The sequence below is a fragment of the Streptomyces sp. Tu 3180 genome (assembly GCF_009852415.1).
Lineage (GTDB): Bacteria > Actinomycetota > Actinomycetes > Streptomycetales > Streptomycetaceae > Streptomyces.
In genome coordinates this window covers 4,472,390-4,485,159 of record NZ_WOXS01000002.1, presented here as the reverse complement: position 1 = coordinate 4,485,159, position 12,770 = coordinate 4,472,390, and the positions used below count along the sequence as shown (strand labels likewise).

Sequence of the window (12,770 nt, the reverse complement as noted above, 5' to 3'; positions counted from 1 at the left end):
GTACCGTGGAGGGCGTGTACCGGTTCCTGCTGACGCCCCGATGGTGGGGGATCAACGTCTTCGTGCTGCTCGCCATCCCCTTCTGCATCTTCATGGGGTCGTGGCAGCTCGGCCGGTTCGAGGACCGGGTGGACAGCCACCGCGACGCCGAGGCGCGGGTCACCTCCGACAAGCGGGAGGCGGCCAGGCCGCTGGACCGGCTGCTGCCGGTGACCAAGGCGACCTCCGGCAAGCAGACCACCGCGACCGGCCGGTACGACAAGCAGCTGCTCGTGCCCGACCGGACGCTGGACGGCACGGGCGGCTACTACGTCCTGACGCTGCTGCGCACCGACACCGGCAAGGCGCTGCCCGTCGTCCGGGGCTGGCTGCCCGGCGACCCCGACCCGGCGAAGGCGCCCGCGGCACCCGCCGGCGAGGTCACCGTCACCGGCGCGCTCCAGGCGTCCGAGACGCCGGGCAGCAACGGCGTCAGCGCCCGCAGCGGGCTGCCGGACGGCCAGACCGCCGCGATCAGCGCGGCCTCGCTGGTGAACCTGGTGCCGTACGACGTGTACGACGCCTGGGTCACGCTGAACCGCGGTGACTCGGGGATGAAGGCGGTGCCGGCGTCCGCGCCGGGCGGGACGGGCCTGGACCTGAAGGCGTTCCAGAACCTCGGCTACACCGCGGAGTGGTTCGCCTTCGTGGGCTTCGTGATCTTCATGTGGTTCCGCCTCCTGCGCCGCGAGGTGGAACTCGCCCGCGACGCGGAACTCGGCCTGGTCCCGGACGAGGAGCCGGAGCCGGCGCCGTCGGCTCCGTCCACGGTGTGACGCCGGACCGGCTCGGAGGCGGAGGCGGGGGCCGTGGCGGCCCCCGGCGTCACATCCCCGTCAGCAGGCCCGTCCAGTAGACCGTGCCCGCGCAGGCGTTGCTCACCGTCGCGGTGCCCACGCCCGAGCCCGTGGCCGCCGTGTACGTCACCGTCACGCTGCCGTCAGCCGTGCCGTCCTCCATGACGAGCTGCGTGGACATCCCGGTCTCGGTACCGGTGCCGGTACCGGTGGACGCGCCGCTCGTCGTCGTCGGGTCCTCAGTGGGCGACGGGTCGGGCGAGGGGCCGCCGGTGCCGCCGCCGTCCGTACCGCCGCCCGCGGGGGAGCAGGGCTCGGAGGGCACCCAGGCGAACTTCACCTCGTACGCCTCCCCCGGCGCGAGCACCAGGGTCATCACTTCCACGGAGGGGTCGGGCAGACCGGCCGCCGCGTCGCCCGCCACGTGCCGGGCCGAGGTCACCCTGGCGGGATCGGCCGCGCCCGCCGGCGTCGCGCTCACGCCGCCGGGGCCGTCGACGGTACAGCTCCCGGTGGAGACGTTGGTGACCCTGAAGGAGCCGTAGACCGCGCCCGTGGAGTCGGGGGCGGCACTGCTCGCGACCGCCGGGCCGAGCTGGTCGGCGGTGCAGGCGGACGCCCCGGCCTCGGTGCCGGACGAGGGGTCGGCCCCCTCGGTCGCGCCCTCGCTGGTGCCGGTGCTCGCGCCGCCCTTGTCCTCGTCCTTCTTGTCGCCCTTGCCGGTCCCCTCGACCTGGTCCGAGGCGCCGCCCGCGGTGGTCTCGCCGTTGCCCGGGCCCTTGCCGTCGCCGGTGCCGCCCTGGGTCTGCGAGGCGTGGCCGACGGCGGACGGGTTGGCGTCGGAGCCGGCCGTGTTCGAGACGTGGACGGCGGCGGGGACGGCGGTGCCGACGAAGAGCGCGGCGGCGGCCATGCCGACGAGGGCCTGCCGCTTGCGGGCACGGCGGGCGGGGACCGCCCGGCGCAGGTAGTCCAGCGTGCCGTCGCTCGGCTCCACCTCCCGCACCACCTGGTGCAGCATCGTGCGCAGCGCCAGCTCGTCCGCGTCGAGTCCGTCGAATCCCTCGGGGCCCTGCTCGTCGGGGCCCTGTCGGTCGGGGCCGTGGTTCACAGTTCCGTTCCCAGCGTGCGATTGCTTCGGCTCTTGTCCGTGCGGCTTCCCGGGTCCGCGCAGCCACGTCGGCTTCCTCGGCGGCACGGCGTCGGGCGGGCCGTCGGGCTCGGGCGCCCGCGTCCGCCGCGACTCGTCCGGGGCATCGAGGTCACCGGAATCGCCGGCGTCCCGGGGAAGGGCGGGACCGCCGGAACCACCGGGACCGTCGACGTCGGGCGCGTCACCGGCGCGGTCACCGTCACCGGTCCCGCTCGGGCCCAGGGGCTCGCCGGCGTCCCCGGGCCCGTCGGCGTCCGCCGGCTCCCCCGCGTCCCCGGACTCCCGTATCCCCTCGGGCGCGGGCGGGCCCTGCGGCTCGCGGGCGTCGCCGGACGGGCGCGGGCCCTGCGGCTCGCGCTCCTCGCGCCGCGCGTCCTTGCCGTCGCTCATGCCGGGGCCTCCATGGCCAGCCGCAGCGCCGCGATGCCGCGCGAGCCGTACGCCTTCACCGAGCCCAGCGAGATGCCGAGCGTCTCGGCGACCTGAGCCTCGGTCATGTCCGCGAAGTAGCGCAGCACCAGCACCTCGCGCTGGCGGCGCTGCAGCCCCTTCATCGCCTGGATGAGGGAGTCGCGCTCCAGCTGGTCGTAGGCGCCCTCCTCCGCGCTCGCCATGTCGGGCATCGGCTTGGAGAGCAGCTTGAGACCGAGGATGCGGCGGCGCAGCGCGGAACGGGACAGGTTGACGACCGTCTGCCGCAGGTACGCCAGGGTCTTCTCGGGGTCGCGGACGCGTTTGCGGGCGGAGTGCACCCGGATGAACGCCTCCTGGACGACGTCCTCGCAGGAGGCGGTGTCGTCGAGGAGGAGCGCCGCGAGGCCCAGCAGCGAGCGGTAGTGCGCGCGGTAGGTCTCGGTGAGATGGTCGACGGTGGTGCCGGCCGCCACGACGTCGTCGGCGCCGTCACGCTGACCGGGTATGCGGGCGGGCCGCGCTGCGGGCATGGGCGCGATCACCGGCATGCCGCCGGGCGCACCGGGCATGCGGGGTCGGAGGGCCTGGCGGGGAGGCCGTAGGGCCGTGCCACGCGGCGCTGTGAAGTCGAGTACCTCAGCCACGCCAGTTGGACACGCTTCCCCCGTAAGGGTTGTACGCGCCGGACGTCACTTCCGCGCCGACCGGTGCCACCGGTCGGCCGCCCGCGCCAGGCAGCGCCACCGGCAGCACATCCCATGCCTTCATGCGTCCCGCTCTTCCCCTGTGTTCCATGTGAACGGGCGTCCCCACGCCCGGTTCCAGACGTCCCCACGCCTGAAAGAACGCGCCCCCACGCCCCGAAGAGGTGACCGCAAAGACGCTCCCCGCCCTCCGCTCGGTTGCGGAGGGCGGGGAGGTAAATCCTCGGCTGCAAGCCAGGCCGATTCAAGTGGCCCGGATCAAGAAACCGGCCCACCAGGCTTACACAGATCCTACAAACGAATCATGTAGGGGCCAGAACTTTTCACGAGCCGGCCGCCACCAGCTCGGCGATCTGCACGCTGTTGAGCGCGGCGCCCTTGCGCAGATTGTCCCCGCACACGAAGAACTCCAGCGCCGTGGGGTCGTCCAGGGCCCGCCGCACCCGCCCCACCCACGTGGGATCGGTCCCGACGACGTCGGCGGGGGTGGGGAACTCCCCCGCGGCGGGATTGTCGAACAGCACCACGCCGGGCGCCGTGGCGAGGATCTCCCGGGCCCTGTCGACGGTGACCTCGCCCTCGAAGCGGGCGTGCACGGTGAGCGAGTGCGCGGTGACCACCGGGACGCGCACGCAGGTGACCGCCACGGGCAGCGCGGGCAGGCCCAGGATCTTGCGGGACTCGTCCCGGACCTTCATCTCCTCCGACGACCAGCCGTCCTCCCGCAGCGACCCGGCCCACGGCACGACGTTCAGCGCGACCGGCTCCGGGAACGGCCCGGTGTCGTCCCCCACGACCCGCCGCACGTCACCGGGGCAGGTCCCCAGCTCCGTACCGGCCACCAGGGACATCTGCCGGCGCAGCGTCTCGACGCCCGCGCGCCCGGCGCCGCTGACCGCCTGGTACGAGGAGACGACCAGCTCGCGCAGGCCGAACTCGGCGTGCAGCGCGCCCAGTGCGACGATCATCGACAGGGTGGTGCAGTTCGGGTTGGCGACGATCCCGCGCGGCCGCATCCGCACGGCGTGCGGGTTGACCTCGGGGACGACCAGCGGCACGTCCGGGTGCATGCGGAACGCGCCGGAGTTGTCGACCACCACCGCGCCCCGCGCGGCGGCGACGGGCGCCCACTCCCCGGCGACCTCGTCGGGGACGTCGAACATCGCGATGTCGACCCCGTCGAAGGCCTCCTCGGTGAGCGCCACGACCTCGACCTCCTCACCGCGCACGGCCAGCTTGCGGCCGGCCGAGCGCGGGGAGGCGACCAGTCGGATCTCGCCCCAGACGTCCGCCCGCTGGGACAGGATCTGGAGCATGACCGTGCCGACGGCCCCGGTCGCTCCCACGACCGCGAGCGTCGGCCGCCCGGGACGTCCGGGTCGTGCGGACCCGGCCATCAGCGGCCGGTGCCTCCGTAGACCACGGCCTCGTCGCTGTCGGAGTCCAGCCCGAACGCGGAGTGCACGGCGCGGACGGCCTCGGGCACGTCGTCCTTGCGGGTGACGACCGAGATGCGGATCTCGGAGGTCGAGATCAGCTCGATGTTCACCCCGGCGTCGCTGAGCGCCGTGAAGAAGTCGGCGGTGACGCCCGGGTTGGTCTTCATGCCGGCGCCGACCAGGGAGATCTTGCCGATCTGGTCGTCGTAGCGCAGGGAGTCGAAGCCGATGGCGGTCCTGGCCTTCTCCAGGGCGTCGATGGCCTTGCGGCCCTCGGCCTTGGGGAGGGTGAAGGAGATGTCCGTCAGGCCGGTGGAGGCGGCGGACACGTTCTGCACGACCATGTCGATGTTGATCTCGGCGTCGGCGATCGCGCGGAAGATCGAGGCCGCCTCGCCCGGCTTGTCCGGCACACCGACGACCGTGACCTTGGCCTCGGAGGTGTCGTGCGCGACACCGGAGATGAGAGCCTGCTCCACCTGCTTGTCCCCTTGCTGAATCGGCTCGCTGCTGACCCACGTGCCCTGCAGTCCGCTGAAGGACGAGCGGACGTGGATCGGGATGTTGTACCGGCGGGCGTACTCCACACAGCGGTGGAGCAGCACCTTGGACCCGGAGGCCGCCAGTTCGAGCATGTCCTCGAACGAGATCCAGTCGATCTTCCGGGCCTTCTTCACCACGCGCGGGTCGGCGGTGAACACGCCGTCGACGTCCGTGTAGATCTCGCACACCTCGGCGTCGAGCGCGGCGGCGAGGGCGACGGCGGTGGTGTCGGAGCCGCCGCGGCCGAGCGTGGTGATGTCCTTGGTGTCCTGGCTGACGCCCTGGAAACCGGCGACGATGGCGATGTTGCCCTCGTCCACCGAGGCCTGGATCCGGCCCGGCGTGACATCGATGATGCGGGCTTTGTTGTGGACCGAGTCGGTGATGACACCTGCCTGGCTGCCGGTGAAGCTCTGGGCGTTGTGGCCCAGGTTTTTGATCGCCATGGCCAGCAGGGCCATGGAGATCCGCTCTCCGGCGGTCAGCAGCATGTCGAGCTCGCGCCCGGCAGGGATCGGGGAAACCTGCTCGGCGAGATCGATCAGCTCGTCCGTCGTGTCGCCCATCGCGGAAACCACGGCGACCACCTGGTGGCCGTTCTTCTTGGCTTCCACGATCCTCTTGGCGACGCGCTTGATGCCCTCGGCATCGGCTACGGAGGAGCCTCCGTACTTCTGCACGACAAGGCCCACGTGCGCTCCTCGCTCAGTCCGTCGTTTTCCACGGTCCGTACACATGTGTGCAGGCCGCGGTCGGCAGTCAGTCTATCGAGCGTCCGAAAATCCCCTCGGTGATATCGCATGGTGAGACTTCGGCGCTCGCGCAGGGGGCTCATGCCCATCCCGGCGCGGACCACTCGGAAAAGCGACCTGCGTCACACCCCGGATCCGGGCCCCGACCGCACCGCGCCGGGCCCGCGCACGGCCCCGGCCGGCTGCCGTACCGGCTCATCAGGCCTCCCGGTCCGCGCTGCCCGCGCACGCGTTGTCGTTCACGTGACCGGACACCGGCGGTCGCCCCCGGCCCGCCTTCGTGACGGCAGGAGCCGACGCGTGGCGGGTGACTGCGTCCACAGGGCACCTTCACCGAAAGGTGTGAGCACCCCAGTCGACATTGTTCACTAAATGCTCATGTGAGCACTTAAGTGTCATTCGCCCACTGTCTGCTCACGTTTTCCGGCAAGACACCCGCCCCGGCCCACGATGCCGGCTCACGCGTTCCGGGTCGTCGGCCGGTCGGTTCCCGGTGGCCCGCCGGGACAGCCCGGAGCCGCCCGGCCGGTCACGTGGCCGGGCGCACGCCCAGCGGAGCGCCGAGTTCCTCCGCCATCACCTGGCCCGCCTCGAACTCCAGGGTGTCGTCGCCCATGCCCTGGTCGTCGGTGTCGAGGCCGTCGAGCTCGGCCAGGGGCTGGTTCAGGCGGACGTGGGCGACGACCGACTGGAGGGCGCGCAGGGTGGCGGACGCCGTGGAGCCCCAGTTGGAGAAGTAGGAGAACTGCCACCACCACAGGGCCTCCGTGGTGCGGCCCGCCCGGTAGTGGGCCATGCCGTGGCGCAGGTCGGCGACGACGTCGGCGAGGTCGTCGGAGATGCGGGCCGGGACGGGGGCCTTGCGGGGCTCGTAGGGGTCGAAGACCTCGGAGTAGACGTCGATCGGGTCCAGCATGCGGGCGAGGTTCTCGCGGAGTTCGTCCACGTCGGCCTCCGGGCCCAGGTCGGGCTCGTAGCGCTCGTCGGGGACGATGTCCTCGTGGGCGCCCAGCCGGCCGCCGGCCAGCAGGAGCTGGGAGACCTCCAGGAGAAGGAACGGAACCGCCGAGTCCGGCTCGTCGCCCTTCGCGATCTCCGTCACGGCGACCAGGAAGCTCTCGATCTGATCCGCGATCTGGACCGCGAAGTCGTCGGGGTTCTGGTGGGTCGCGTGCAGCGTGGCGTCAGACATCTAGGAGTCGTCTCCCCTCGAAGGCGCGGCCGAGGGTCACCTCGTCCGCGTATTCCAGGTCACCGCCCACCGGGAGGCCGCTGGCCAGACGGGTGACCTTCAGCCCCATGGGCTTGATCATGCGGGCGAGGTACGTCGCCGTGGCCTCGCCTTCGAGATTGGGGTCCGTGGCCAGGATCAGCTCGGTGACCGTGCCGTCGGCCAGCCGGGCCAGGAGCTCCCTGATGCGCAGGTCGTCGGGGCCGACGCCGTCGATCGGGCTGATGGCGCCGCCCAGGACGTGGTAGCGGCCCCGGAACTCCCGGGTGCGCTCGATGGCCACGACGTCCTTGGGCTCCTCCACGACGCAGATCACCGCGGGGTCGCGGCGCGCGTCGCGGCAGATGCCGCACTGCTCCTCCTGCGCGACGTTGCCGCAGATCGCGCAGAAGCGGACCTTCGCCTTCACTTCCATGAGGGCGTGCGCGAGACGCCGTACGTCGGCCGGTTCCGCCTGGAGGACGTGGAAGGCGATCCGCTGCGCGCTCTTGGGACCGACGCCGGGCAGCCGCCCGAGCTCGTCGATGAGGTCCTGGACCACGCCTTCGTACAACGGACTGCCGTCCTTCCTGGTGTTCCTTCAGTACGTACGGTAGAGGGCCGGGGCCCGTCTTAGAAAGGCAGGCCGGGGATACCGCCGCCGCCCAGTCCCTGGGCGAGCGGGCCGAGCTTCTGCTGCTGGAGGGTCTGGGCGTTCTCGTTGGCCGCCTGGACCGCCGCGACGATCAGGTCCGCGAGGGTCTCGGTGTCCTCCGGGTCCACCGCCTTCGGGTCGATCTTCAGGGCCCGCAGTTCGCCGGACCCGGTCACGGTGGCCCTCACCAGACCGCCGCCCGCCTGGCCGTCGACCTCCGTGCGGGCCAGTTCCTCCTGGGCCTTGGCCAGGTCCTGCTGCATCTTCTGGGCCTGCTGGAGCAGCTGCTGCATGTTGGGCTGGCCACCACCGGGGATCACGATTCAGCTCCTTGGTCGGTCGATCCGTCGGTCCGCCGGTCCATCGGTCCGCGGCCCGCCGGTCCGGGTTTTTGCCGTTCGGCACGAGCCTACGTGGTCGGGGCGGCCGACGCCCCGACACTCTTTCGAGTGAGGGCCCCGCGCGCCCTATACCTGATCAAGACCTTCTTCCGGGCGGCAAAAGGCGCGAACCCCCGGCGTCGCCACCCATTGGGCGGTAGGAAGGGTCCGGCGCGCGGACACGCGCCGTCACGGTTCATTCACACCATGTGGCCGACCGGGGGCCGGCCGGGGATCAGTCGGGGTCAGCAGGGGTCAGTAGGGAGTACCGGGTGGGTCAGCCGGAGATGCAGCCCGAGGGTCGGCCTCAGGACGGGCGGGGCGAGGGGGCGGCCGGGCTGCGGCCGGGCGAGCCGGGCGGGCGGGTGTTCCCGCTCGGGGACTGGGGGGAGCCGGCGGCCCGGCTGGACGAGCTGTACCGGTGGGTGGAGCGCGGGGCCCTGGACACGGCCGCCTGGTACCTCGCGGACCGGGTGTGGAAGCGGCGGTGCGCACGGGCCCTGCGCACCGGGGCGGCGGTGGGGGCGGTGACCGGGGCCGCCCTGCCGCTGCTCGATCTGACCGGGGCGGCGGAGGGGTCCGCGCCCTGGGGGTACGTGGCGCTGCTGCTCGGGGTGGCCTGTGTGGCCGGGGACCGGTTCTTCGGGATGACGTCCGGCTGGATGCGGGACGTGGCGACGGCCCAGGCCGTGCAACGGCGCCTGCAGGCCCTCCAGTTCGACTGGGCCTCGGAGTGCGTCCGCGAGGTGCTGGGTCCGACGGAGGGCACGGCGAGCGAGGCGGCCGAGCGGTGCCTGTCGGTGCTGCGGCGGTTCTCGGAGGACGTGGCGGAGCTGGTGCGGGTCGAGACGGCCGACTGGATGGTGGAGTTCCGCACCGGGGGCGCGCCGCTGGGCGTCCAGGCGGCGGTGGCGGGTGCGGGGCGTCCGGAGGGGGCTCTCCCGCACGGCCGCCTCCCCTCCCCTCCGGGACCGGCCCGCCCGAACATGCCGCGGCAGCGTCCGCCCGAGCCGAGGTGAGGCGCCCGCCGGGTCAGGGGGCGGTCCTCGCGCACAGCTCCAGGCCCTTCGGGCTCCAGCACGGCAGGTGGCCGTGGGTGCGGACCACGTCCTGGCCGCTGCCGCGGGTCAGATACGTCAGGAAGCTCGACACCAGTGAGTCCGCCGGGGGCCGCCCGTAGGTGTAGGCGTACTCGATCTCCCGGTACGGGTAGGCGCTCGTCCCGTCCTCGATGGCGTCGACGGACGCGGTCTCGCCGTCGAGGTCCAGCAGGCGCACCCCCTTCGCGCGGGTGGCACGGCTGTGCTCGGTGTAGCCGATCGCGCCGGGGACGTCGGCGACGGTGTCCAGCACCAGTTCCGTCGAGTTCAGTTCGCAGCGGATGACGGGCGCCGTCGGGTCGTCCTTGTGCACGCAGTCGACCGAGGAGTGGGCGATCTCGCCGCGGCCCAGCACCCGGCGCTGGAGCACCTGTCTGGTCCCCGAGTTGGCGTCCCGGCTGACGAGGCGGACCGGCAGGTCCGCGCCGCCGAGCTCGCTCCAGTTCGTGATCTCGCCGCGGTACAGCCGCCGCACGTCCGCCGTCGACAGGTCCCGCACCCCCGCCTTCTCGTTCACCACGAGCGCGAACACCGACACCGCCACCCGGTTCTCGCGCAGCTCGGGCAGTCCGCCCGGCTTCGGGCCGTCCGACAGGGCCACCACCGGCGGCGAACCCCGCTCCGCCCCCGCCCCCGCCGTCACCAGGGTGCGGACGCCCGCCGTCGATCCGTGCGTCCGCACCTCGATGTCGACCTCGTCGTCCGCGCACTCCCGCTCGTACTTGTCCGCCACCTCGTGCAGGACGGGTTCGAAGGCGGTGGAGCCGGTGAGCGTGAGGGTGCCCCCCTCGCAGCCCATGGGGGCGGGGTCCTCGTCCTGGGCCACGACGACCACCGCCAGGGCGACCACGCACAGCGTGAGCGTGATGGTGATCAGCCGGGCGGCCCGGCTGAACAGCGGGGCCTTCTCGTCCGGGGTGGCGCTGCGGTTGCGGTGGACGTCGCCGTCCTTCAGGTCTCCGCCGACCTGGATGTCGTCGCCCACCCGGCCGCCGGAGAGCAGCACCAGCAGTTTGTAGTAGGCGCCCCGGTTCAGCGGGACGCGGGGGATGCTCAGGGTGCTGCCCTGGTAGCCGAAGCCGAGCCGCTCGGTGAAGTTGTCGAGGATGTGGCTCGTCTCCGCGGGCTGGGTGACCGCGACCCCGAGGACGGTGCGCCGGCCGAACTCCACGGTCAGCCCGTGGATCCCCGGACTCTCGTAGTCGTCGCGGGCGATGCTCTGCGAGCCGTCGTTCTCGATGCGCAGCAGCACCATGCTGGCGTGGTTCATCCCCGTCTCCGTGGTGAACCAGCCCACCCGGCGGTTCGTGCGGGGCGACCGCCCGTCGTCGCCGATCGGCGTGTCCAGCTGCACGCGGTAGCCGATGCGCTTGCGGCGCGGCACCCTGCGCTCGTACCAGACCATCACCGCCGAGGCGACGATACCGAGGATCGCCGTCGCCACGGCCACCAGGTTCTCCGCGCTCAGCAACTCCATCGCGCCGCCCCCGCCGCTGTCCGCCCGCTGTCCGCCCGTTCGGCCGGGTGGCCACCGTACGGGCGTGCGAAGGGGTGCGCGGCGTTCGTCCGCCGAAGTTCACCGGCGTTCGCCGAACGTTCAACCGCCTTGGCGGGAGGGCGACTTGGCGCGCGGGTCAGTCCCGCGTGTAGGTGAGCTGTTCGCCGCTGCCGGTGGTCACGCGTCGCAGGGAGCCGTCGGGGAGCAGGATGATCTCGGTGGCGGCGCCCGGGGTGCAGGCGCTGCGCGGCCGGCCGACCGTCACGGAGGACGGACCGATCTCCAGCCGGTCGCCGGGGACGGCGGAGAGCCTGGCCTCGAAGACGCAGTGGTAGGTGCCGTTCCCGGTGGGGCCGTCGGCGACGAGGGACATGACCGTGTCGCCCACCTCGCCCTGCTGGACGGTCAGCCGGCGGCTGTGCTCCCCGCTCGCGTTGTCGATGGTGGTGGACCAGCTGCCCAGGTACGCCGTCGGGACCGCCCCGCCGGCCGGCGGCGGGGTGCTCGACTGCTCCGTGCCGGTCGGCTGCCCCGTGTCGGGGGTGGCGGGGCCGGTGGTCGGGGGCGCGCTGCCGGTCGGCGCCGGCGTGGTGGGGCCGCCGTCGGCGCGGTCGCCGGCGGCGCCGCCGCTCATCAGGGCGTACACCGTGCCGCCCGCGGCGAGCGCGACGACCAGCGCGATCACCACGAGCAGCGCGGTGGAACGGCCGTCCCGCCGCGGTTCGGGCGCCGGTCCGTACGGCGGGACCGGGCCGAAGGGCGGCGGCCCGTACGGCGGGGTGTGACCGGCGCCGTGACCGTTGTGGGGGTAGCCGTACGCGGGGGGCTGGGGATGCTGCTGGGGGTGCCCGTACCCGGCCGGGGTGCCCGGGGCCGGGCTCGGGGGCGGGGCGGGGGTGTTCTGCCCGGCCACCAGGGTGGGGAGGCGGTCGAGCGGGGGGCTGCCGCCCGGTGTGCCCGGCGGGGGCGGGGCGGGGGCTCCGGGGGGTGCCGCGGCGGGCGGCGGGGCGGAGTCGTCGGCGGCGGGGGCGTGTTCGGGGGTGGCGGCGGGGGCGGGACCGGCCGGTTCGGACGGCGCCGGCAGCGCGGGGAGGACGGCGGGGGCGGCCGGGGTCTGCCGCGCCGCCCCGTCGGGCGCGGGCCGCGGCAGGGTCTCCGGGTCCTCCGCGTCCAGCAGCCGCACCGCGTGCCGGCCGAGTTGGGCGACCAGGGCGCCCGGCAGCCAGGGGTCGCGGGAGCGGCCGTCGGCGACGGTGTCCTGCGCGCCGGTGCGCTGCAGCACCTGGTCGAGCGTGGGCCGCGCGGCGGGGTCCTTCTTCAGGCAGTCGCGCACCAGTCCGGCGAGGCCCTCGGGGACGCGCTCCAGGTCGGGTTCCTCCTGGGCGATGCGGAACATCAGCGCGTGCACCCCGCTGTCGGCGGTGCCGAAGGGCAGCGCGCCGGTGGCGGCGTAGGCGAGCACCGAGCCGAGGCAGAAGACGTCGCAGGCGGAGGTGACGCGGTCACCGCGGACCTGCTCGGGCGCCATGAAGCCGGGCGAGCCGACGAGCGCGCCGGTGCGGGTGAGCCCGCCGTCGGTCACGGTCTGCAGCGCCCGCGCGATCCCGAAGTCGATGACGCGGGGCCCGTCGATGGTGACCAGCACATTGGACGGCTTGAGGTCGCGGTGGACGATGCCGGCCGCGTGGATGTCCTTCAGGGCGTGCGCGAGACCGGCGGCGAGGACGCGGACCGAGCGCTCGGGCAGCGCGCCGTGGTCGCGCCCGACCACCTGCTGGAGACTGGGCCCGGCCACGTACCCGGTGGCGACCCAGGGCACGGGCGCCTCGGTGTCCGCGTCCAGCACCGGCGCCGTCCAGTCGCCTCCGACCTGCCGGGCGGCCCGCACCTCCTGGCGGAAGCGCGCCCGGAACTCCTCCTGCCGGGCCAGTTCCTCGCGCACCAGCTTCACGGCGACGGTGCGTCCCCGGTCGGAACGGGCGAGGTAGACGTGTCCCATGCCGCCGGACCCGAGCCGCGCGAGCAGCCGGTACGCGCCGATGCGCTGGGGATCCCCCGGCCCGAGCTTCTCCATCGTTGCGCCGCC

Annotated in this window: 11 protein-coding genes; 2 read left to right on the top strand and 9 right to left on the bottom strand. The window is 73.4% G+C overall.

The genetic code is table 11. The annotated features are described in order from the left end of the window. Window positions 1–14: 14 nt before the first annotated feature. Entirely contained in the window at window positions 15–815 is an 801-nt protein-coding gene (locus tag GL259_RS21085; protein ID WP_279578627.1) for an SURF1 family protein, read from the top strand. Window positions 816–864: 49 nt separating this feature from the next. Here the strand turns inward: GL259_RS21085 and GL259_RS21080 are convergent, their stop codons facing one another. The 7 genes from GL259_RS21080 to GL259_RS21050 form a co-directional block, all read right to left on the bottom strand. Continuing rightward, window positions 865–2,379, bottom strand: a complete 1,515-nt coding sequence (locus GL259_RS21080) for a hypothetical protein (protein WP_159534931.1) — start codon at window positions 2,377–2,379, stop codon at window positions 865–867. After that, window positions 2,376–2,951, bottom strand: coding sequence for a SigE family RNA polymerase sigma factor (locus tag GL259_RS21075; protein WP_159538818.1), 576 nt, complete (start codon window positions 2,949–2,951; stop codon window positions 2,376–2,378). Before GL259_RS21075 ends, GL259_RS21080 begins: the two co-directional genes overlap by 4 nt. 479 nt (window positions 2,952–3,430) lie before the next feature. Next, on the bottom strand, window positions 3,431–4,504 hold the full coding sequence (locus GL259_RS21070) for an aspartate-semialdehyde dehydrogenase (RefSeq protein WP_159534930.1): 1,074 nt from the start codon (window positions 4,502–4,504) through the stop codon (window positions 3,431–3,433). Then, window positions 4,504–5,781: an aspartate kinase gene (locus GL259_RS21065; protein ID WP_159534929.1), complete on the bottom strand. Its 1,278-nt coding sequence runs from the start codon at window positions 5,779–5,781 to the stop codon at window positions 4,504–4,506. The genes GL259_RS21070 and GL259_RS21065 overlap by 1 nt, the downstream gene beginning before the upstream one ends. A 589-nt stretch (window positions 5,782–6,370) precedes the next feature. Next, a complete protein-coding gene (locus tag GL259_RS21060) occupies window positions 6,371–7,033 on the bottom strand; it encodes a DUF5063 domain-containing protein (RefSeq protein WP_159534928.1) in 663 nt (220 codons plus the stop codon). Next, the gene (gene recR / locus GL259_RS21055; RefSeq protein ID WP_159534927.1) at window positions 7,026–7,625 is read right to left on the bottom strand and encodes a recombination mediator RecR; all 600 of its coding nucleotides are present in this window, start codon (window positions 7,623–7,625) and stop codon (window positions 7,026–7,028) included. Before recR ends, GL259_RS21060 begins: the two co-directional genes overlap by 8 nt. A gap of 59 nt (window positions 7,626–7,684) precedes the next feature. After that, window positions 7,685–8,026 carry a YbaB/EbfC family nucleoid-associated protein gene (locus GL259_RS21050; protein ID WP_159534926.1) on the bottom strand — a complete coding sequence of 114 codons (342 nt, stop codon included), beginning with the start codon at window positions 8,024–8,026 and terminating at the stop codon, window positions 7,685–7,687. A 332-nt stretch (window positions 8,027–8,358) separates the two neighbouring features. On the opposite strand from GL259_RS21050, the gene GL259_RS21045 reads away from it, so the two are divergent. Beyond that, entirely contained in the window at window positions 8,359–9,105 is a 747-nt protein-coding gene (locus tag GL259_RS21045; protein WP_159534925.1) for an SLATT domain-containing protein, read from the top strand. Window positions 9,106–9,118: 13 nt separating this feature from the next. Here the strand turns inward: GL259_RS21045 and GL259_RS21040 are convergent, their stop codons facing one another. Continuing rightward, window positions 9,119–10,663: a substrate-binding domain-containing protein gene (locus GL259_RS21040; RefSeq protein WP_159534924.1), complete on the bottom strand. Its 1,545-nt coding sequence runs from the start codon at window positions 10,661–10,663 to the stop codon at window positions 9,119–9,121. A gap of 157 nt (window positions 10,664–10,820) precedes the next feature. Beyond that, window positions 10,821–12,758, bottom strand: a complete 1,938-nt coding sequence (locus GL259_RS21035; RefSeq protein ID WP_159534923.1) for a serine/threonine-protein kinase — start codon at window positions 12,756–12,758, stop codon at window positions 10,821–10,823. Window positions 12,759–12,770: the final 12 nt, after the last annotated feature.